Annotated in this window: 20 protein-coding genes, 1 pseudogene and 1 other annotated feature; of the genes and pseudogenes, 12 read left to right on the top strand and 9 right to left on the bottom strand. The window is 59.8% G+C overall.

What is annotated here, in order from left to right; all coding sequences use genetic code 11:
* Positions 1–4 precede the first annotated feature (4 nt).
* Positions 5–1,621: an L-aspartate oxidase gene (nadB, locus tag LW136_RS06925; protein WP_234174790.1), complete on the top strand. Its 1,617-nt coding sequence runs from the start codon at positions 5–7 to the stop codon at positions 1,619–1,621.
* On the opposite strand, the gene LW136_RS06920 is transcribed toward nadB, so the two are convergent.
* Together LW136_RS06920 and LW136_RS06915 are read right to left on the bottom strand one after the other, a co-directional pair.
* Positions 1,590–2,045 carry a protein YgfX gene (locus tag LW136_RS06920; RefSeq protein WP_102831920.1) on the bottom strand — a complete coding sequence of 152 codons (456 nt, stop codon included), beginning with the start codon at positions 2,043–2,045 and terminating at the stop codon, positions 1,590–1,592. The genes nadB and LW136_RS06920 overlap by 32 nt on opposite strands.
* Positions 2,029–2,283: an FAD assembly factor SdhE gene (locus LW136_RS06915; protein WP_014819515.1), complete on the bottom strand. Its 255-nt coding sequence runs from the start codon at positions 2,281–2,283 to the stop codon at positions 2,029–2,031. Before LW136_RS06915 ends, LW136_RS06920 begins: the two co-directional genes overlap by 17 nt.
* Before the next feature lie 147 nt (positions 2,284–2,430).
* Between LW136_RS06915 and ygfZ the strand changes: the two genes are divergently transcribed.
* From ygfZ to LW136_RS06900, 3 genes are all read left to right on the top strand, one after another.
* Positions 2,431–3,378, top strand: coding sequence for a CAF17-like 4Fe-4S cluster assembly/insertion protein YgfZ (gene ygfZ, locus LW136_RS06910; protein WP_125898339.1), 948 nt, complete (start codon positions 2,431–2,433; stop codon positions 3,376–3,378).
* A gap of 110 nt (positions 3,379–3,488) precedes the next feature.
* On the top strand, positions 3,489–4,325 hold the full coding sequence (locus tag LW136_RS06905; protein ID WP_014819513.1) for an HDOD domain-containing protein: 837 nt from the start codon (positions 3,489–3,491) through the stop codon (positions 4,323–4,325).
* A gap of 137 nt (positions 4,326–4,462) precedes the next feature.
* Positions 4,463–4,978, top strand: a complete 516-nt coding sequence (locus tag LW136_RS06900; protein WP_046620898.1) for a DUF4142 domain-containing protein — start codon at positions 4,463–4,465, stop codon at positions 4,976–4,978.
* Positions 4,979–5,012: 34 nt separating this feature from the next.
* Here LW136_RS06900 and ung read toward each other — a convergent pair whose 3' ends face one another.
* The gene (gene ung, locus LW136_RS06895; protein WP_234174789.1) at positions 5,013–5,708 is read right to left on the bottom strand and encodes a uracil-DNA glycosylase; all 696 of its coding nucleotides are present in this window, start codon (positions 5,706–5,708) and stop codon (positions 5,013–5,015) included.
* Positions 5,709–5,959: 251 nt separating this feature from the next.
* Between ung and LW136_RS06890 the strand changes: the two genes are divergently transcribed.
* The 3 genes and pseudogenes from LW136_RS06890 to LW136_RS06880 all read left to right on the top strand — a co-directional run.
* The gene (locus LW136_RS06890) at positions 5,960–7,204 is read left to right on the top strand and encodes an ABC transporter substrate-binding protein (RefSeq protein WP_014819510.1); all 1,245 of its coding nucleotides are present in this window, start codon (positions 5,960–5,962) and stop codon (positions 7,202–7,204) included.
* A gap of 156 nt (positions 7,205–7,360) precedes the next feature.
* On the top strand, positions 7,361–8,179 hold the full coding sequence (locus LW136_RS06885) for an enoyl-CoA hydratase (RefSeq protein ID WP_044315224.1): 819 nt from the start codon (positions 7,361–7,363) through the stop codon (positions 8,177–8,179).
* A gap of 58 nt (positions 8,180–8,237) precedes the next feature.
* Positions 8,238–9,125: pseudogene (locus LW136_RS06880) on the top strand (enoyl-CoA hydratase/isomerase family protein); the annotation flags it as partial.
* Between the two features lie 158 nt (positions 9,126–9,283).
* On the opposite strand, the gene LW136_RS06875 reads toward LW136_RS06880, so the two are convergent.
* The 4 genes from LW136_RS06875 to LW136_RS06855 all read right to left on the bottom strand — a co-directional run bounded on the left by LW136_RS06875 (position 9,284) and on the right by LW136_RS06855 (position 14,707).
* A complete protein-coding gene (locus LW136_RS06875) occupies positions 9,284–10,654 on the bottom strand; it encodes an IS1182-like element ISCfr1 family transposase (protein ID WP_003116647.1) in 1,371 nt (456 codons plus the stop codon).
* Positions 10,655–10,816: 162 nt separating this feature from the next.
* Positions 10,817–11,518: a hypothetical protein gene (locus LW136_RS06870; RefSeq protein WP_141396806.1), complete on the bottom strand. Its 702-nt coding sequence runs from the start codon at positions 11,516–11,518 to the stop codon at positions 10,817–10,819.
* Between the two features lie 577 nt (positions 11,519–12,095).
* Positions 12,096–13,922, bottom strand: coding sequence for an inositol monophosphatase family protein (locus tag LW136_RS22810; protein ID WP_141396807.1), 1,827 nt, complete (start codon positions 13,920–13,922; stop codon positions 12,096–12,098).
* 5 nt (positions 13,923–13,927) lie between these two features.
* Entirely contained in the window at positions 13,928–14,707 is a 780-nt protein-coding gene (locus tag LW136_RS06855; protein WP_234174788.1) for a tetratricopeptide repeat protein, read from the bottom strand.
* Between the two features lie 85 nt (positions 14,708–14,792).
* Between LW136_RS06855 and LW136_RS06850 the strand changes: the two genes are divergently transcribed.
* The 5 genes from LW136_RS06850 (at position 14,793) to LW136_RS06830 (ending at position 18,671) form a co-directional block, all read left to right on the top strand.
* Entirely contained in the window at positions 14,793–15,812 is a 1,020-nt protein-coding gene (locus LW136_RS06850) for a helix-turn-helix transcriptional regulator (RefSeq protein ID WP_052462900.1), read from the top strand.
* A gap of 292 nt (positions 15,813–16,104) precedes the next feature.
* Entirely contained in the window at positions 16,105–16,554 is a 450-nt protein-coding gene (locus LW136_RS06845) for a hypothetical protein (protein ID WP_234174787.1), read from the top strand.
* Positions 16,555–16,558: 4 nt separating this feature from the next.
* Positions 16,559–17,781, top strand: a protein-coding gene (locus tag LW136_RS06840; RefSeq protein ID WP_101152418.1) for an IS3 family transposase whose coding sequence is annotated in 2 segments (ribosomal slippage) — positions 16,559–16,844 and positions 16,844–17,781 — 1,224 coding nt in all. Because the reading frame shifts where the segments join, the coding sequence is not laid out codon by codon here.
* Positions 16,837–16,953, top strand: a sequence feature (AL1L pseudoknot). (Overlaps the previous gene by 117 nt.)
* A 51-nt stretch (positions 17,782–17,832) precedes the next feature.
* Positions 17,833–18,069: a hypothetical protein gene (locus tag LW136_RS22795; RefSeq protein WP_272877919.1), complete on the top strand. Its 237-nt coding sequence runs from the start codon at positions 17,833–17,835 to the stop codon at positions 18,067–18,069.
* 209 nt (positions 18,070–18,278) lie between these two features.
* The gene (locus LW136_RS06830) at positions 18,279–18,671 is read left to right on the top strand and encodes a VOC family protein (RefSeq protein WP_041013315.1); all 393 of its coding nucleotides are present in this window, start codon (positions 18,279–18,281) and stop codon (positions 18,669–18,671) included.
* Positions 18,672–18,802: 131 nt separating this feature from the next.
* On the opposite strand, the gene ggt is transcribed toward LW136_RS06830, so the two are convergent.
* On the bottom strand, positions 18,803–20,476 hold the full coding sequence (ggt, locus tag LW136_RS06825) for a gamma-glutamyltransferase (protein ID WP_041013314.1): 1,674 nt from the start codon (positions 20,474–20,476) through the stop codon (positions 18,803–18,805).
* A 163-nt stretch (positions 20,477–20,639) separates the two neighbouring features.
* Positions 20,640–21,266: a LysE family translocator gene (locus LW136_RS06820; RefSeq protein WP_041013313.1), complete on the bottom strand. Its 627-nt coding sequence runs from the start codon at positions 21,264–21,266 to the stop codon at positions 20,640–20,642.
* Positions 21,267–21,292 lie beyond the last annotated feature (26 nt).

The raw sequence follows: 21,292 nt of genomic DNA, 5'->3' as shown, positions 1-21,292 counted from the left end.
GGACATGAACCAGGTTCTACGATACGACGTGCTGGTCATCGGCAGCGGTGCCGCCGGCTTGACCTTGGCACTCAACCTGCCGACCGATCTTCGCATCGCCGTTCTCAGCAAGGGCGATCTCTCCAACGGCTCCACCTACTGGGCCCAAGGTGGCGTCGCCGCAGTACTGGATACGACCGACACCGTAGAGTCACATGTCGCCGACACCCTCATCGCCGGAGGAGGGCTGTGCCGCGAAGACGCCGTCCGTTTCACGGTCGAGCACAGCAACGAGGCCATCCAGTGGCTGATCGAGCAAGGGGTGCCCTTCACGCGGGACAATGCCCCGGATCGCGAAGACGGCAGTTTCGAATTTCACCTGACCCGCGAGGGCGGCCATAGCCATCGGCGCATCATTCACGCAGCCGACGCCACTGGCGCAGCCATTTTCAACACGCTGCTTGGCCAGGCCAGAAAGCATAGCAATATCGAGCTTCTACAGCAGCGCGTTGCAGTCGACCTAATCACCGAACACAAACTCGGGCTGCCGGGCAGACGCTGCCTGGGCGCCTATGTGCTCAATCGCAGCACCGGCGAGGTCGAAACCTTCCAGTCACGATTCGTCGTACTGGCTACCGGCGGCGCGGCCAAGGTTTACCTGTACACCAGCAACCCGGACAGCGCGTGCGGCGACGGCATTGCCATGGCCTGGCGAGCGGGCTGCCGCGTCGGCAATCTGGAATTCAACCAGTTCCACCCTACCTGCCTCTATCACCCGCAAGCGAAGAGCTTTCTGGTGACCGAAGCCCTGCGCGGGGAAGGTGCCTTGCTCAAGCTGCCTAACGGCGAGCGTTTCATGCCGCGCTTCGATACCAGGGAGGAACTCGCCCCACGCGATATCGTCGCACGCGCAATCGACCACGAAATGAAGCGACTGGGCATCGACTGCGTCTACCTCGATATCAGCCACAAACCTGCCGAGTTCATCAAAAGCCATTTCCCCACCGTCTACGAGCGCTGCCTGGAATACGGCATCGACATCACCAGCCAGCCGATTCCGGTGGTACCCGCAGCGCACTACACCTGCGGCGGCGTAGTCGTGGATCAGGCTGGACGCACCGACATCCCGGGCCTCTACGCCATCGGCGAGACCAGTTTCACCGGCCTGCACGGCGCGAACCGCATGGCCAGCAACTCGCTGCTCGAATGCTTCGTCTACGGCCGGGCGGCCGCTCAGGACATCCTGCGCGAACTGCCCCAAGTCACCAACGCAGCAACGTTACCTGCATGGGACGCCAGCCAGGTGACCGACTCCGACGAAGACGTGATCATCGCGCACAACTGGGACGAGTTGCGGCGCTTCATGTGGGACTACGTCGGCATCGTTCGCACCAACAAACGGCTGATGCGCGCGCAGCACCGAGTGCGCCTGCTGCTGAGCGAGATCGACGAGTTCTACAGCAACTACAAGGTCAGTCGTGACTTGCTCGAACTACGCAATCTGGCGCTGGTTGCAGACCTGATGATTCGCTCGGCCATGCTGCGCAAGGAGAGCCGAGGACTGCACTACACCCTCGACTACCCGGAGCTGCTGCCGCAAGCGGTCGACACTATTCTGGCGCCGCCCACCTACGTCGACTGAACTTGAGCCGCACCCGCAGTCGACGATGCTGCTCTCGCGGTAGTGCGTCGCGGGGCACGCAGATGCTGCCAGCTAACCGCCGGCCCGGCACGCGAAAACGCAGCACGACTATCAGTGGCAGCGCCAGGCTGTCAGGCAGCAACTGAACTGCCTGCCAACCTTGCCGCTCGCTCCACAGGTGCCAGCCCGCAGCATCGTGGCGCAGGCCAGACCAGGCATCCCGACTGGACAGTAGAATCCCGCGCGGCAACACCCACAGCGCGTGGACCAGACAAAACAGAAGCGCTATCAACTGCAACCAGAGCGGCGCAGCCGACAGCACGATGGCGGCCAGGGCGAGCGCCTGAGCCCCGAGATAGAGCGTCAACAACCAGCTGGAGGGCTGCCAGCGACACTCGAATGATTGATTACTTGGGCTGGACACGATCGAGGATCATGCGAACCATGCGCCGCAGGTCCTCATCCTCGGGCTCGCCGCGCTGCATGAACCAGCCGAACATGTCCTGATCCTCGCAACTCAGCAGCTTGCGATAGCGGTGCTGATCTTCCTCATCGAGACCTGGATAGACCTCCTTGACGAAAGGTACCAGCAACACATCCAGCTCCAACATGCCGCGACGGCTTTGCCAAAACAGACGATTGAGTTCGGATTGCTCAGCCATACATCGGCTCCTTTTGAGAAGGCGCGCATTATAGCGGCTGCACCGAACTCATCAGTCGCTTTTTTCGTCGAGCTGCAAACCCTTCATCACGCAACCGTTTCCGCCGGGCTGCTATGATGCCCACCCGGATTCTGACGACGACCAATCATGACCGACACTGCTTATTTTTGCGTTCTGTCGCATGAAGGCGTCCTTGCCGTACGCGGCCCGGATGCCAGCAAGTTTCTCCAGGGTCAGCTGACCTGCAACCTCAGCTACCTCACCGCCGAGACATCCAGTCTGGGCGCACGCTGCACGCCCAAGGGGCGCATGCAGTCGAGTTTCCGCATCGTTCTGGATGGCGACGGTTACCTGTTGGCGATGGCCAGTGAGCTGCTGCAACTGCAACAAGCCGATCTGAATAAGTACGCCGTATTTTCCAAGTCCCGCCTGAACGACGAGAGCGCCGACTGGTGCCGATTCGGTCTTGCGGGCGGAGACGGCTCGCTGGTCAGCCTGGGCCTGGATCTTCCGCTGACCGCCGACAGTGTGGTGAGGAGCCACGGCATGATCGCGATCCGTCTGCAGGATGGCCGCGTCGAACTCTGGACCCCTGGCGCCGACGCCGAGCAGGTCCGCACGCGCCTGGCCGCGCAGCTTCAGGAAGCGCCGGTCAATCGCTGGCTGCTGGACCAGGTTCGCGCCGGCATCGGCCAGGTATTCGGCAGCACTCGCGAGCTGTTCATCCCGCAGATGATCAATTTGCAGGCACTGGGCGGCGTGAGTTTCAAAAAGGGCTGCTATACCGGCCAGGAAATCGTCGCGCGCATGCAGTATCTGGGCAAACTCAAGCGCCGCCTGCAGCGCCTGTTGATCGAAGGCAGACAGGACGAGCTGCCAGCTCCGGGCGCTGAGATTTTCTCACCGGTGCATGGCTCCAGCGTCGGTGAGGTCGTGCTAGCCGCCAGTGACACCGACCGAATCGAGCTGCTGGCCGTACTGCAGGAGGACGCCGCCGCTGACGGCCGCCTGTATCTGGGCTCCCCGGACGGATTGCCGATGAGTCTGCTCGAGCTTCCCTACAGCCTGAATGCGGATCTGGAAATTCAGCGCTAGTGCGAACCGGAGCCAGAAAGCAAATACCTGAGAGGCGCACTATGGACCACGGGCAAAGCACCCTGACCTGAAGCGCCCTAGCGACACTGACCGACACATAAAGGAATGACATGAGCACCCTTGCCGAGAAAGTCCAGCGCGATCTGACGCTCGCGATCGAGAACGATGAATTGGTTCTACCTACCCTGCCGGAGGTGGCATTGCGCGTCCGCGAGGCGGCCGAGGACCCGGACATCAGCATTCCGGCACTGAGCAAGGTGATAGGCGCCGACGCAGCCCTCGCCGCACGCATCATCAAGGTGGTCAACAGCCCGCTGCTGCGTACCAGTCGCGAGATCGACGATCTGCAGATGGCGGTCAGCCGTCTCGGCATCAATTACACCTGCAACCTGGCCACAGGCCTGGCGATGGAGCAGATGTTCCAGGCGACCACCGATGTCGTCGATCGCAAGATGCGCGAGGTCTGGAACAAGAGCACCGAGGTCGCCGCCATCAGTCATGTGCTCTGCCGTCACTACACACGATTGATGCCTGATCAGGCGACCCTGGCCGGACTGGTCCATCAGATCGGCATATTGCCGATCCTGACCTACGCAGAAGAGCACAGCGCCCTGCTATCGGACTCGTTCAGCCTCAATCACGTCATCGACAAGATTCACCCGATGGTGGGTGAGAAAATCCTGCGCACCTGGGATTTCCCGGAGGCAATCGTGTCGGTGGCTGGTCAGTACACCGATTTCCAGCGCAATTCGGCCGCAGTCGATTATGTAGACGTGGTGCAAGTCGCCACCCTGCAGAGCTATATGGGCACCCAGCACCCTTACGCGCAGCTGGACTGGAGCGAGGTTCCCGCCTTCGCCAAGCTGGGGCTCGATCCGAGCGAACTGATGCAGGAGGACGAGGACCTGTCTGCCGCCATGGACGCAGCCATGAGCATGCTTCAGTAAGCACCGGACACCGTTCGCCCGAAAGCGAGGAACCGTCCCTATGGCACCTAGTCACAAAAAGGGACGGCAATCTCGCCGCATCGCGCCTTGTGTCTGCCTCCCGGCCAACACAAGTCAGGTGAAGAAAGGAGGACGCAATGACCAGAGCAACCAAAACAATTTTCTCGGGCGCATTCGCCTTGCTGTTCGGAGTAGCGGCTAACCTGGCGCTTGCCGCCGAAGGCGAAAACTTCGTCGACGAGGCTTCGGCCAAAGGTATTGCAGAAATCGAAACGGCGAAGATGGCCCTGGACAAGGGTACGTCGGAGGATGTGAAGCAATTCGCCAAGATGATGATCGACGACCACACCAAGGCCAATCAGGAGCTTGCGCAACTGGCCCAGGCCAAAGACTTGGAAATGTCCGACGAGGCCACGCTAATGGACAAGGCCAAAGCCATGATCCTGAAGCTGCGTGATGGCGAGAATTTCGACGAAGCCTACGCCAACAATCAGGTCGTCGCTCACGAGCAGACCATCGAGATGTATCAGGACTACGTGGAGGGTGGCGAGAACGCCGACCTGAAGCAGTTCGCTCAAAAAACGCTGCCGAAGCTGGAAGAGCATCTCAAGCAGGCCAAGGACCTTCAGGCCAAGCACGGCGCCAAAGACTGACCAAAACCTAGCCCGATACCGCCTGGGTGTCGGGCTAAACCTCAGCCGGAAGCTGCCAGTCGATCACCTGCATCCCCTGCTGCCTGAGAAACTGGTTGGCGCGACTGAAGTGACCGTTACCGATGAATCCGCGGTGCGCCGAGAGCGGCGAAGGATGCACCGACTTCAGCATCAGATGCCGCGTGGCGTCTATCAGTTTCGATTTGGATTGCGCATGGGCGCCCCAAAGCATGAATACCAGGTGCGGACGCCGCTCGCTGACCACCTCAATGATTCGATCGGTGAATAGCTGCCACCCCGCTTTGGCATGCGAACCGGCGACACCCTGTTCCACGGTGAGCGAAGTATTGAGCAATAGCACGCCCTGTTCTGCCCAGTGCTGCAGATAGCCATGCCGAGGGATATCAAGATTCAAGTCGCGCTTGAGTTCCTTGAAGATGTTCTGCAGTGACGGCGGTGGTGACACGCCCGGCTGTACCGAAAAGCAAAGCCCATGGGCCTGACCGGCACCGTGGTAGGGGTCCTGCCCAAGGATCACTACCTTGACCTGATCGAGCGGCGTGGAATTGAGCGCGTTGAAGATCATCGGCCCCGGCGGAAATATCACCTTGCCCGCAGCCTTCTCTCGCCGAAGGAAAGCGCCAAGCTCAAGCATGTATGGCTTGTCGAACTCCTCGCGCAGCGCTTCTTTCCAGCCAGCCTCCAGCCTGATGCGATCGTCTTGAGTCATGAGCTGCTTCCGGATGGCGTAGCCGCCGAACCCTAAAAAACGCCATCATGGTTGTCAACCGCAAACCGGCGAAATCACGACATCACCGCAAGATACACCCTCCCTCCTTTAGTCATAATCGCACCTGGCTCACGTACTGACGCCGGCGCCGCCTTCGATCCGCACATAAAGAGTGACGCACGCACCGGCGGCAGGGTAAAAAAGCTAACTGCCAATAAACCAATAACAAAAGCTATAACAAGGAACATGCTATGAACCGGATCACCCTTCTGGCGCTAGGGCTGGGGTTCTGTCTTACGGCTCAGGCTGCTGACCCCATCACGCTCGGCCTCAATTACCCCCGTACCGGCAGCTACAAGGAAGAAGGCCTTGCACAAATGCGCGGAGCCTTGTTGGCAATCGACGAGATCAACGAGGCGGGCGGTGTTCTGGGCCGCCCGCTACGCCTGATCAGCCGCAATACCGCATCCCGCCCCGAAAAGGCCGTTGCCAACGTCGACAAGATGGCGGATGAAGGCGTCGCCATGCTGTTCGGCGGCGTATCCAGCGCGGTGGCCATTGCCGCGAGCAAGCGCGCCAAGGAGCGGGGGCTGCTCTACTTCGGCACCCTGACCTACTCCAACGACACAACTGGCAAGGATGGCCACCGTTACATGTTCCGCGAGTGCAATAACGCATGGATGAGCGCGCGGGTGCTGGGGCAGCATCTGAACGACAAAATGCCCGGCAAGACCTACTTCTACATCACCTCCGACTATACTTGGGGCCACACCAGCGAGAGCTCGCTGCGCCAGGCGACCGGCACTGTCGACCAGAACAAGCACCAGGGGGTCAAGACGGCCTTCCCCGGCGCGCGCCTGTCCGACTACCGCGCGGCACTGGAAAAGGCGGCCAACAGCGGTGCCGAGGTCCTGGTACTGGTCCTGTTTGGCGAAGACATGGTGCGAGCCATGCGTATCGCCGACGAACTCGACTTGAACAAGAAGATGCAGATTGCGGTTCCCAACCTAACGCAGTCCATGGTCGAACTCGCCGGCCCGGACATCATGCGCGGCGTGCTCGGCACCGAGCCCTGGACCTGGCGCGTACCCGAACTCGAAGGTTCCGAACGCGGCAAGGCATTCGTGCGCGACTTCGGTGAGCGTTACCAGACGCACCCATCAAGCTCCGCGGCCTCGGCCTACAGCATCGTCTATCAGTGGGCAGATGCCGCCACTCGCGCCAAGAGCATCGGCAGTGAGCAAGTCATCGCGGCCCTGGAAAACCACAGCTACAGCCTGCTCAAGGATCAGCAGCAGTGGCGCGAGTTCGACCACCAGAACGTGCAGACCGTCTACGCCATTCAGGTAAAGCCACGCGAAGAAGTGCTCAAGGATCGCTTCAAGCAGGACTATTTCGAGATCGTCCACCGTTTATCCGGCGAGCAGGCTGCGCCGTCGCTGGCCGAATGGCAGGAAGAGCGTCGCGCGGGCGGGCAGCCGGCTAGGCTACAGTGACAGAACGATGGAGCAACTGGGACAGTAGCCGGGCGCTCCATCGGGTCGTCTGACCGACCGGAACGCTGCAACCTCGCTGCATTGAAGGACTCTCAAGAGGAGCGACGTTACCGGTCGCTCGTCAGCGGAGCCCTGAAACGCACGAGGATTTCGACCATGAGCACTGCAGTAGAGCCCTACCAAGCCGGCGTCTTCGACCTGACCCACAAGCTGACCGTGGAAAAGCATGGTCACACCGCCCTCATCACGATCAACCATCCGCCTGCCAACACCTGGGACCGCGAGTCACTCATCGGGCTCAAGCAGATCATCGACCATCTGAACCACGATGACGAAATCTACGCACTGGTGATCTGCGGTCAGGGCGAGAAGTTCTTCAGCGCGGGTGCGGACCTGAAACTCTTCGCTGACGGCGATCGCATCCGAGCCCGGGAAATGGCCCGCCGCTTTGGCGAAGCCTTTGAGGCGCTGCGCGATTTCCGCGGTGTCTCCATCGCTGCAGTCAACGGATTCGCCCTTGGCGGGGGCTTGGAATGCGCACTGGCCTGCGACCTGCGCATCGCCGAGCAGCAGGCGCAAATGGGCTTGCCGGAGGCATCGGTGGGCCTGCTGCCCTGTGCGGGCGGCACCCAGGCACTGGCCTGGCTGGTGGGCGAAGGCTGGGCCAAACGCATGATACTCTGTGGCGAGCGCATCACGGCAGAAACTGCGCTGCGCATCGGACTGGTGGAGCAGGTGGTCGAGCCCGGCCAGTCGCGTGGCCACGCATTGATGCTCGCATCCCGGGTCGCGCGGCAAAGCCCTGTTGCGGTGCGTGCCATCAAGCCGCTGATCGACGCGGCCCGTAAACGTGTGCCCAATACGCTTGCCGCCGCCGAGCGCGAGGCCTTCGTCGAGCTGTTCGAGGCCGACGACACCCTGGAGGGTGTCAATGCGTTCCTCGAGAAGCGCGACCCTCGCTGGCGCAACCGATGACCGCCGTACCAAACGCAGCCTTACAGGACCTGCCCACCAATCCGGCGCCGAGGATTACATGCACGTCACCTTCGAAGAACGCCCCGCCCTGCATGGCATGCGAATAGCCATTGTCACCCTGAACGCCGCGCAGCAACTCAACGCCTTGAGCCTGCCGATGATCGACGCACTGCTTGACCAGCTTGGCCGCTGGGCCAACGAGCCGGCAGTCGCCTGCGTGCTGTTACGCGGGAACGGTGCCAAGGCGTTCTGCGCCGGTGGCGACGTACGCCGCCTTGCAGAGGCCTGCCGAGGCGAGCCCGGAACGGTGCCGGCCTTGGCCGAGCGTTTCTTTGCCGACGAGTACCGCCTCGTCCACCTGCTGCACCATTACCCGAAGCCGCTGATCTGCTGGGGCCATGGCTACGTGATGGGCGGCGGTATGGGGCTCCTGCAGAGCGCGACGATCCGCATCGTTACACCGGATAGTTGGCTGGCGATGCCGGAAGTCGCCATCGGCCTACATACGGATGTCGGCGCGAGCTGGTTCCTTCCTCGCCTGGCTGGCAAGCTGGGTCTGTTTCTGGGCCTCACCGGCACGCGGGTGAATGCCCGCGATGCACTGGACATCGGCCTTGCCGACCGCTGCCTGATGGACGAGCAACAGCCCGAACTCATCGAGGGACTGGTCCAGATCAACTGGCAGGACCAGGCGCACAGCCAGCTGCACAGTCTGTTGCGGGCCTTGTCCAGGCACGCCACTGCACAGCTGCCCGCACCCAGGTTGCTGCCACGACGAGAACGGATCGATGAACTGCTGGACGTGGCTGAGCTCGCGCATGCATGGCAGGCCTTGGCCGCGTTGCAGGATGATTCTGACGAGGTAATCGCGCAGGCCGCTCGCGGCCTGCGCGACGGATGCCCACTGAGCGCCCATCTCGCCTGGCGACAGCAGGAGAAAGGCCGATTCTGTTGAAAAAGTAGGTTTAGCGGCGGCCTGCCGATCAGGTGTGCCTGCTGTCGAAGTGACTGCAAGCCACTTCAGGTTGCCTTTCGGCGTTTCGCTGAGCGTCCTTGCTCAGGCCTGAGGGTTAATTTGAAGGTTTCTGCTCTCAGCAGGCGTACCTATCCCGTGAGCGGTGGCCCTTGAGGCAAAAGCTTGGCCATGCGTCGCAGGTTCTGCACCGCCGCCGCCAAAGTGAATTCGTCAGTGGCACCTGTCAGGCCGCGCAGTCGTAAACGATCGAGTTTCATGATCCGTTTGAGGTGGGCGAACAGCATCTCCACCTTCTTTCGTTCGCAGCGAGAGACGAGGTATTCCGGTGTCTTGGCGATGCGCCTGGCCACATCGCGGGCAGCCTCATGGATACTGCGGACGATCTTCCGATTCGGCGTGTTGGGGCAGCATTTCGCTTTCAGCGGACAGGTAGTGCAGTCGGTTTGGCTGGAGCGATAAATGATGGTGTTGGCCTTGGTCACCCGCGATCTTTTCTGGGTGAAGGCGCGCCACTCACTGCGTAGTGGTTTGCCGGCTGGGCAGCGGTATTCATTGGCCTCCTGGTTCCAGTGGAAGTCGTTACTGGAGAGGCTGTCGTCCTTGCGCTCAGTCTTGTCCCACACCGGCACATGCGGCTCGATGTCCTTTTCTTCGACCATCCAGGCCAGCATCGGGGCGGTGCCATAAGCGGTATCGCCGATAAGGCGTTCCGGTGTGAGATCGAACTGAGCTTTGACACGCTCGACCATCGTCCTAGTCGAATCGACTTCGGCGGTACGGTGCGCCGGGGTAGCTTCCACGTCCATGATCACACCGTGCTCAGTGTCGATCAGGTAATTCGTGGAGTAGGCAAAAAAGGCCGGCCCACCTGGCGCTGCTGTCCAACGGGACTGAGGATCTGTGAGCGAAATTTTCTTGGGAAGAGCCTCAGCCAGCGCCTCTTCATCAAGGGCTTCGAGGTACTCGCGCACTGCGCGGCTGCTGAGCTTTGGATCGTTCCAATCGACCTCATCTCCCGCTACCCCACGTTGCCGGCTGGCATCCGCCTTGATGATGCTAGCGTCGACGGCAAAACCTTCGCCCTTGACTAGGCCGGCTGCCATGCAACGCCGCAGCACCTCATTGAACAACCAGCGGAACAGATCGCTGTCACGAAAACGCCCATGGCGATTCTTCGAGAAGGTCGAGTGATTGGGGACTTCGTCTTCCAGACCCAGCCGGCAGAACCAGCGATAGGCCAGGTTCAGGTGCACCTCTTCGCACAATCGCCGCTCGGAACGAATGCCATAGCAGTAGCCGACGACCAGCATGCGCACCATCAATTCCGGGTCAATCGAGGGGCGTCCGATGGGACTATAGAAGTCCGCCAGGTAGGCGCGCAGATCACTAAGATCCAGGCACTGGTCGATGCTGCGCAGGAGGTGTTGAGCCGGGACGTGATCTTCTAGGTTGAACGAGTAGAACAGGCGCTGCTGTCCTCCCGGTAACTGCCCCATCATGCTGTTCGCCCCCACGCTCGCTGACAGAGCAATTTTGCCAACGGCATGGAGAGGCCGCTACTTTTTCAACAGAATCGGCCAAAAGCGGACGTTTAGCACTCGCTCAACCTAATACCAGGAAAGTGCCAGTGCCGCCGGCCGTGTCCTCAGTTTGTCCTTTACTCAACCAGGTAAACGCGGCAATCCCCAGCCACCCTGCCCATCCAGTGACATGACTGACAGTAAATAGTTATCGACTTGTCGAAGACTAACAGTGTGGCAGAGGCTATTCTCCATCAGAGTGCGAAGCTCAAGAACGCGCACGCACCAATCGTTATATCGCCCAACTTTCCCAAACACTTGCCATCCTCTATAGCTAAGTCCCAGCTCGTCCATGAGCCACGACCAACCTTCACGAACATACGAGTCTACAATAGGGAAAAAATCTGGCCGATGAAAATGAAGATACTTTGAGGCAAGACTGCTATTCTCCCGATTGTTGGCGGTCGCTAGCGCCTGACAAAGTTCTAGATGAATTGCAACGGCCTCCGGCAAACGCTCATCCGTAAGTTTGTCATTCAGCCCGATAGAGTCCAATAGAATGGCACACTTTGACGCAGCAATAGCTTCGGCAGCGGCAATGATAACTTCAAGCGCTTGTCTTTCATCCTTAACATGGCCTTGCGTCTTTCTGCGCTCCACTGAGGCGGAATAAGTCCGCCCTATCAGAATTAGCTTCCCAATAATTTGTGGTTTGTCAGTGTTGCTGGGATTGTTTGCAACAGCCTCATATAGCATTGAGTTCAGAACATCGAACGGCGGACAGCCTTGCGAGTTTCCAAGCCAGTGGGGTTGCGGAGGGAACAGAGGAAGGAGTTCGTTCAACTTTTTGGTCGACCATGTAGTTAATGTTAATTTTTTAAGGGAAGTTACACTTGAGGGATCGGAAGAGATTAAATTGTCGGCGATTGGTGCCGAAGCTCGACACCGATTGTTAGCATGAACTCTGAACAACCGCTTCTGGCCGGTTCCTACCGGTCTCGACAGACGCCTCTCGGCCATAGCGGTTGTTAAGTGCTAACGTTACATCACTAGCATTACCAGTAAGTATGAACATTCCTGGCAACCGATTCGCCGCCTTTTCTCTTCATCTCGAAATTCGTAACAGCTTCAATGCTTTGCATTGCCTCCCTGTATTGGGGCAGGCCATGACTGTCTCCGCGAAATGCCCGGTGCCTACTAGCTGCTCTATTAACGAGCTTTCTGCTTGCATCTGGTCAGGATTGCGTGCCCCATTTGAACGAAGCCAGTAGTCTAATGATAGATGCTTATCATGGTTAGCAAGCTTGGTTTTATTTGCGCCAAGCACCATTTTCCCTCCGCACTCGTTGAAATGGGAGATGATTGAGTTGAGGTTTACCGAACCTCCGTCGCGCATCGTTATCATTGCTTCGCTTACTCCTTAGATTGAACTGGTTGTTCCCAGCAAGCGCTGGGCGATAAGGCTCACATCATCCGGCCAGTAATGGATCGGCCTGGACCTCGCTTTTGTTTCATCTGGTCTGCACGCTGCCACTCGCATCGATTGCTGAATGATGAAACTGCTGTCTATATCGGCAACGCCGAGCAGCGCGCCAGTAATGCAAGCGTTAGTGTCTGTATCTCCACCGCGCATCACAGTTTCGATAATCGCCTTCTCAGCATTCGCTCCGCTCATCAGGTAATAAAACGCGTTCTGGAGAGCAATCAGCACCCACCCCATGTGTTTTTGATAGTTGCTGGGGCGCTCCCCAGCGGCAGCTGCCAGCAACGCCTCCCTCACTCGTTGGGCATGTTCCGAAGCAGCGAGCACGCCCATTGCCGCTGTGAACATGTGCTGCCTATCCGCTCCGTGCATTCCAACCGCAATGGCTGCAACAAACGCGGCGTTCGCCTCCAGACACACCGGGTGAGGATGGGTTAGCTGCGCATCCTGACGTGCCCAGGCGGCGGCGAGCTCTGGCTGGCCGTGTGCCGCAATGCCTATCGGTGCAACACGCATAAGCGCTCCGTTGGCCTGGCTGCATAGGGAAGCGTGCAGCCGACAGGCTTCAGCGACGGACAGGTCCTGATCTCGAGTGGGTCCGAGTGCCTGACGGGTCGTCTGCCCAACGTCGAACGGCTCGGATTTAAGCCATTGCACATAGGCCGTGGCAGCGAGCTCGGCATCGTACCGCCCCGTTTGGACAAGGCTTCTAGCGAGAGCCAGGGCGAGCTCACCGTCGTCAGTGGACTGTCCCGCCAGAATTCCCCAAACCCCGCCGTCCTCTATTTGAATCGGGCGTTGTACGCAGCGTTCGGCGATTTCGCGAGCATCCATAAATTCGACTTGTGCACCGAGATTGTCGCCAATCAAAAGACCAGCCAGGCAAGCGTGGGCCCTCCGCATCAGCTCCACGCGCGGGAAGCGAGGTGTACTCGGTAGGCGGCGCGACTGCTGAGAACACTCATTCAGCGCCTCATGCCAGGGACGTCGGGCTAGCACGGCACAAACCTCGGGCGCGCCGCCGAAGCAACGAATGCATACAAGCTCCATGTTGCGATAGTCCAAAGGCTCCGCACTTTGGTTGAGCAGCACCCCCTTGGCACCGATCAACAGCGCATGGGCTCCAGCTACGTCGTGCGCGGACAATTCGGTTAGCGACACGGCTCCGACACCATCGCCCGCGGCAGCTCGGGCAAGCCGATAGGCAACGCTGGGCATGGCAACGAACCGGGCGGGTGCGCACAGCTTGATATTCGCGTAGGGTTTGCGTGCGGCCGCTGCGCTCAACCATAGCGTGTCCTGGTCAGTAAGCTGCGCGGTTGACAGGTCGACCGGGTGCGCCTGCCGGTTGCGCAGCAGATACGGGAGACCCTCAGCCCAGGCGATACAATCCTTTCCCCGGTCAGGGCTGATCGGAGCATGGACGACACCCAGCACGGGCTGCTGGTCTCGCAGTAACGCCACGGAAATCGAGCTGCCTCGCAGGCCCTTCAAGAAGTCTCGGGTGCCGTCATGCGGATCTACCACCCAGCAATAGCGGTCACCCGTAAGCGCCTGCCCTGTCTCTTCGCCCCAGAAGTCGGCCTCATGTAGGCTCAGCAATCCTTGACGTAGAAAAACTTCAATTTCGTTATCGATCTCCGCCTTATCGCCATGTCCCCGAGGCCCGCCTTCCCGTTCCCACTCTCGAATAAGGCGATCGCCCGCGTCTTCGACCAGTTCGATCACCGCGTTCAGCAGCGATTCAAGTTCACCTGCTTGCACGCACGTCACCCCTTGGACCCTTGTTCGAATTGATCACGTTCCGCCACTGCATCGCGCTGACGCCGATAGTTACGCCAGAAATCCCGTAACAGATTCCCTGGATCAGGTAGCCCAATCCGAGCCTCGTCAAAGAAATCAGCAATACGGTTGGCAGCCAATGGGTCGCCAAGCGCCGCGGCATACGTGAGCCAAGAAAGTCCCCTCGCCTCATCCTGCCGATGATTGCGATCATCTAGCAACAGATGGCCGAGTGAAGACATTGCCTCCGGATGTCCTTCCTGCGCCGCTGCCAGATAACAGTCGCAAGCGTTTTCTAGGTGCATCTCGGGGCACGTGGCCCCAGTGCCATTTTCAGCAAGCGCTAAGTGGGCATGACCAAGTTCACAGAGACCGTCCGTTGATCCCCTGTTTGCAGCGAAGCGGTACCAGGCAAGACCCTTTCGTTCATTGATGGGCACACCCATGCCGAACCAGTGTAAATGCCCAAGGTTTATGTAGGCGCTTGTCGATCCATAGCTGGCCGCAGCGGCGAATAGGGCGCGTGCGACAGGCCAGTTGCGCTCGACACCGATTCCTTCGAGCCAGATGCAGCCCAGCTCATTCAAAGCATTTGCGTCTGGCGAAGTTCCGGTAGCCAAGTCGAACAACGTGACGTAGCTCATGACATCGCTGCCGGCGGCCTTTTCTTCAGAGGCCTCGAAGCCGTTCACCGAGCCTTGTGCACCGAACGCTGTTTCGGCACTAGGTATCCATGTTTTCGTCTCACCCAGCCAGGCTAACCGCATGATGCCACCTTGATATCAATCGCGACATTACGGATCATGGCTTACCGGAACGACAACTTGTGTCGCGCGGTCAGGAGATTAAGGGATGAGCCGAACGGTTAATAGAAGCGCTGCGCAGGGTTTGTACCGCCGAGAGGCGCTGAAGAAACTGGTACCGCCGAAAGGAAGCGCCCTCTCGACGCGTGAGTTGTCCGAACGGTTGGCAAATCAAGGTATACAGCTTCACATTCGCTCCGTTCAAAGGGGTCTAAACGACCTCAAGGCAGCATTTCCAAGTCATATTCGACAACAACGTAGAGACGGGCAGTTCTACTGGTGGACCGAGAAGCCCCTCCTGAGCCAGGCGCTTCTACCTGCTGAGGCACTTGGGGTCCTGATGCTGGTTCAACATGCCCAGCGTTTTGGCTTGTCGATGTTTCAACAGCCACTTGATGCTCTGACCGAATATGCCGAGACGCAACTGGAAGCCGCTTCATCCAATCTTAAGGAGTGGCCTAGGCGCATCATGACGAATACGCGGTTCGTAACGCTTCGCCCGGCCAAAATATCCCCGGACGTTCTGGATGTTCTTTATAAAGCGATGATCGAAAACCGTGCCGTGGAGGTGGATTATCTTAAGCGCGGATCCGACGCTACGACGCAATACGTTATCAATGTCCTGGGGCTTTCGTTGCAGGACTCGAATATCTACGTCTCACTGACTCTGGCAGGCGACGACGTGAAAGGACCGATGGCCTGGCCTCTACACCGCTTCAACAAAGCAAAACTAGCCTGGCAAACCTCATCGATCCCGGACGGATATGACATTAGAAATACTCGGTCGCTGCAGTCCTTGCTTTCAATTCGCTCCGAGGAACCGATACCGCTTCGTCTTCGCATTGACCTAGCGTTGTTCGAACGGCTTACGGAAAATCCACTGGAATCCGATCAGGTCATTACGCCTGAGGGTGATGGACGCTGGCTGCTGGAATGCAAGATTCTACCTAGCCAGGGGCTTGATCTTTGGTTATTAAGCCAAGGAGCCAGCGTCGAAGTTCTCGGCCCACCGGATCAGCGCGCACGCATTGCGGAAAAGGCCATCGCGGCTGCCGCTCTCTATCGATAGCGAAATAACAGAAGAACAGCGCGACACAGGTCGTCGCACCATGTTTTCAAACTGGGCACCGTCATCAGGAGATGCCCATGAAAACCTATCAAGTCTCTATGCAACGCGTCGTCTCATCAGCCGGTCCTCGAGCCAGCTTTATCATGACCGTCCAGGCAACGAGTTCTGCGATGGCAAAGGTCACGGCTGAAGCGCAATACCCTGGCTACCGATGTATCAATGGCCCGGTCCCGGCCCGCTAACACGCCTGGCAGTCCAGCTCGCTTTTCCAGCTTTCGTTGGGACAAGCTTGATGCTATTTGAAGACTACTACCCGCTCGCTTCGATACCGCGTGGGTATATGCAGGAGCCATTGATCATGTCGGCCCGCAACCGCAGCACACCACTACACAACAGTTGGTCCGCCGCCGAAAACACATTCGTAGTCCGCGATCTGAGCGGATTGGCGCCGCGTGAATCCCACCACCGTTCTGTCGGAACCATGCTGGATCAGAGAGTAGAACTTACGCTGCAGCCGATCGCAGAAAACTGCGGCGGCGCGCAATACGAGCTTTGGCTCGGTTTGCATATCGTTGGTGCCGCCGTAGTTCAACCGCGCCGTTTTCGGGTACAGCCGTTTAACCTCGGTCGCGACGACTTAGAAATAGATGAATGTATGGCTTTCAGGCTCATCGAAGCCGCCCTGACCGGTCAAGGTGAATCGCCCCGGGTTTCGTGGAGGCCTCAACTCTTGAGAAGATGAGGCTATGAGAAAGACTACGACCTACTCCCCCGAAGTCCGTGAACGTGCTGTGCGCATGGTTCTGGAGCACCTGAACGACTACCCCTCCGAGTGGGCGGCCATTGAGGCCATCGCCCCGAAGATTGGTTGTGCAGCGCAAACCCTGCATGGCTGGATTCGTCGCCACCAGACTGATGCCGGTCAGCGTCCTGGGCCGACCACCGAAGAGCGCGAACGCATCAAAGCCCTGGAGCGTGAGAACCGTGAGTTGCGCAAAGCCAACGAGATTCTGCGCCTGGCCAGTGCGTATTTTGCCCAGGCGGAGCTCGACCGCCGCACCAAGTCCTGAGGGCATTTGTCGATCAGCATCGTGACCGTCTCGGGGTCGAGTCGATCTGCCGTGTCTTGCAGATCGCCCCGTCCGGTTACCGCCGGCACGCGGCGCAGCAGCGCAACCCGGAACTGCGCTGTTGCCGTGCTCGGCGCGATGACGCGTTGATCTTGGAAATCCAGCGGGTGTGGAACACCAACATGCAGTGCTATGGCGCGGTGAAGGTCTGGAAGCAACTCCGGCGAGAAGGCATCGAGACGGCCAGATGCACGGTGGAACGGTTGATGCGTCGGGCTGGATTGCAGGGCATTAGGCGCGGCCAGGTCGTGCGGACAACGGTGGCCGGCGACAAGTCGCTCTGCCCGCTGGATCGCGTACAGCGCCAGTTCCATGCCGATCGCCCGAACCAGTTGTGGGTGTCGGACTTCACGTACGTGTCGACCTGGCAGGGCTGGCTGTATGTGGCCTTCGTGATTGACGTATTTGCGCGACGGATCGTCGGCTGGCGAGTCAGTACCAGCATGAAGACCGACTTCGTGCTGGATGCCCTGGAGCAGGCCCTATACGCCCGCCAACCGCATCGCACTGGCGGCCTGATCCATCACAGCGACCGTGGCAGTCAGTACGTCTCGATCCGCTATACCGAGCGACTGGCAGAGGCCGGTATTGAGCCCTCAGTTGGCAGCAAGGGCGATAGCTACGACAACGCCTTGGCCGAAACAATCAACGGGCTGTACAAGGCCGAGCTGATTTACCGTCAATCATGGAAGAGCCGCGAAGCTGTTGAGATGGCGACTTTGAAATGGGTGCACTGGTACAACCACCAGCGGTTGCTGAGTTCAATCGGCTATATCCCGCCTGCGGAAGCTGAGGCAAACTTCTACCAGCAACAAGCAGGTCAGGCCATGGCGGCCTGACTTAAACGAAACGGCCTCCACAAAAGCCGGGGCGATTCAAAAGGGGATGCATTGCGAGTTACTGAACAGCTAACCCAAGCCATCAACGAAGCGGGCTATCTCGTAGTTTCAACCGGCGCAGGCGTCTCGGCTGAAAGTGGCATACCGACCTTCCGCGAACATCCGAGCGGCTGCTTCTGGCCGATTCTGTTGAAAAAGTCGGTTTCTGAGAGGGCCTCTTCCCGGCTGCTTGAAAAGCGCTCGATTTCAGCGTTGCTACGTAAAAACCAGGACAGCTTCGCCTTCTGACCGAGCCAGATTTCAACGTCGCTCACGCTCTTTCGCCGGCAAAAAACGCGGCGGGACTTTTTCAACAGAATCGGCCGAAAGCTGCCTCTACTCTTTGGTTGAACATCCAGACTCACCGCCCTACCCACCGCTTGCCCCCCCCTATTCCTCCCAATGCTAGAGTGCCTGCTCCATAGCCGCACAACTCCAAACCACATAGCGAGGCCCCCATGCTCAACCATGTAATGGTCGGTTCGAATGATATTGAACGGTCGAAGCGGTTCTACGATGCCGTGCTCGGCGTACTCGGCGCTGGCGAGCCGCTGCGCAATGTGGCGCCGTCCGGGCACACGCGTCTGTTCTACCGCCAAGACGGCAGCCTGTTCGGTGTGACCGAACCCATCAACGGTGAGGAAGCGACCGTCGGCAATGGAGGCACGATTGGTTTCAAGTGCAACTCGGCCGAGCAGGTCAAGGCGTTTCACGATGTCGGCGTCGCCCATGGCGGGACGACCTGCGAGGACCCGCCAGGACTGCGCGAATCCAGCCTCGGCGCGATGCACCTCAGCTATGTGCGCGACCCTGACGGCAACAAGCTGTGCGCCATTTACCGCCCGCAGTAATCTCCCCCTCTTTCAACGCCGCACGCCATGTGCGGCGTTGAAGCTGAACGTCATGCGCCGCTGCTTGTAGCGGCGCATGACGGTTCACTAGACGGCAGCGATTCCCTCCGTTTGCTCTCTCCCCTCGCTCATCAAGGCTTGACGACCATCCCCACGCCACGCCCGCGCGGGTCCGAGCCGGTCTGCAGGCGCGTGCCATCGACGCGTATCGCCTGGATATCACCCATCAACCAGCCCTGATCCTCCAGCGTGTAGCCCATGGCTTTAAGCTCGTCGGCAACCTTGCCGGTCAGCGGTGCATGGGCGTCGTAGTAGATGGTGTCCTTCGGCAGCAGCTGATGGTGCACGCGTTGCGCGGCCACGGCTTTTTCCAGCGGCATGTCGAAGTCGTAGACGTTGTTCAGCACCTGGAAGATCGAAGTGAAGATGCGCGAACCGCCCGGTGTACCGAGCACCAGGCTGACCTTGCCGTCACGCGTGACGATGCTCGGGCTCATGGAGGACAGCATGCGCTTGCCTGGCTCGATGGCATTGGCGTCGCTACCGACCACACCGAAGGCATTGGCGACGCCCGGCTTGGCACTGAAGTCGTCCATTTCGTTGTTGAGCAGGAAGCCGACGCCCTTGACCACCACACCGCTGCCGTAATCCAGGTTGAGGGTGTAGGTGTTGCTGACCGCGTTGCCATCGGCATCGACGATGGAAAAGTGAGTCGTCTGCCTTGGCTCGAGGCCCGGGCGCACCTTCTCGGTCTCGGAGATGGCAGTTGGATTGACCTCGGCCGCGCGCTGCTTCAGGTAATCAGGCGATGTCAGCTTCGTGACCGGTACGTCGGAGTAGTCCGGGTCGCCGAGGTAGTCGGCACGGTCGGCAAACACGCGCTTTTCGATCTCCGCCAGCAGGTGGATGTAACGTGCCGAGTTGAGTTCGACACCCTTGAAGTCGGCGGCGCGCTGCTCCTTCATACCGATCAGCTGCGCCAGGGCGATGCCGCCGGAGCTGGGCAGCGGCGCGGTGTAGAGGCTGTTGCCCTGCCAGTCGACACGCATCGGCTCGCGCCATTTGACGCGGTAGGCGGCCAGGTCCTCCTTGGTGATCAGCCCGTCGTCACGCTGCATCTGCGCAACCAGCAAGTCGGCGGTCTTACCTTTGTAGAAGTCGTCAGGCCCCTTGTCGGCGATGCGCTCCAAGGTCTCGGCCAGCTCCGCCTGGCGGAAGGTGGAACCCGCCTTCATGGCGCCGAAGTAATCCTCGAAGTTGGTCGTACCGTTGAACAGCCCGATGGCGTCCTCGCGGTACTGGAACTGCTGGTCAGCGACCGTGAAGCCCTCACGGGCATAGCCGACCGCCGGGGTGATGAGTTCGCTCCAGGGCAACTTGCCGAAGCGCTGGTGCGCCTCCCACATGCCCAACACGGTGCCGGGCACGCCGGACGCCTTGGCGCCGACCAGGCTCAGGTTCTCGACCACCTCGCCCTTGTCATCGAGGTACATGGTCTTGCTGGCGGCCTTGGGCGCGACTTCCCGGTAATCGAGAAAGTACGGCTTGCCCTCGATATACAGCGTCATGAAGCCACCACCGCCGATATTGCCCGCCTCGGGGTAGGTGACGGCTAAGGTGAAGGCGGTCGCCACTGCGGCATCCACCGCGTTGCCGCCGGCCTTGAGCACCTGGGCGGCCACCTTGGCGCTGTACTCGTCGGGTGCGGCGACCGCCCCGCCCTCCAGAAGCGCGCCGTGGGCGATGTGGCCGGTGGCGACGATCGCCACGCCAAGGGTCAATCTGCTGATCTGAAGCAAACGCATCGTGCTCATCCTTATTGTTGTGATCACTGCCGCCCCGCGATGGCTGAGGCGGTTATCCCAACATAGACAATGGGCGCGAGGCGTAGGTGCGCAGCGGATCGTGCGCTGCCAAACGGCTCGACAGATGCGTTCGGCGTGAAGCTGCGAGGGGTTTCAGGCCGCGCTACGGGGCGGTGGAAGTCGCCAACCTCACACCGAAGGCGACCAGCACACCACCAGTCACGCGATCCAGCGCCTCGGTCAGCCCGGGGCTGCGCAACAGCTTGGCGAGGGGAATGGTCGCCGCGATCAGCACGGCGAACCAGGCCAGCGTCAGCAGCACATGCAGGCACGCGAGAAAGAACGAATAGACCGCCACATCGGCGCCCAGCGGGACGAATTGCGGCAGGAAGGTCACGTAGAACACGCCGATTTTCGGATTGAGCAGGTTGGTCAGCAGGCCCCGCCAGAAGGCCTGACCGCGCGCGGAAGCCGCCGTGGCACCACCCACGTCGAACGAGGCGCGCGGTTTGAAAACCAGTCGCGAGCCCAGCCAGATCAGGTAGGCAGCGCCGGCAAACTTGACCACCGTATAACCCAGCTCGGATGCCTGCAGCAGCGCGCCCAACCCAAGCGACACCGCCATGCCCCAGGCCAGGCAGCCGAGGCAGATCCCCGCGCCGGCGAGCACCGCCTGGCGCCGAGTTTCCAGCGTGGCGGTGCGCAGCACGATGGCCGTGTCCACGCCCGGTGTAACGGTCAGCAGCGAGGCGGCGGCGATAAAGGCTAGCATCAGTGGCAGGTCGATCATGGGTCAGTCATCCAAAGAGATGGAAA

The sequence above is a fragment of the Stutzerimonas kunmingensis genome, from assembly GCF_021432085.1.
GTDB lineage: Bacteria > Pseudomonadota > Gammaproteobacteria > Pseudomonadales > Pseudomonadaceae > Stutzerimonas.
Note: the sequence above shows the minus strand (reverse complement) of the source record. Positions and strands in the feature narration are given on the sequence as shown.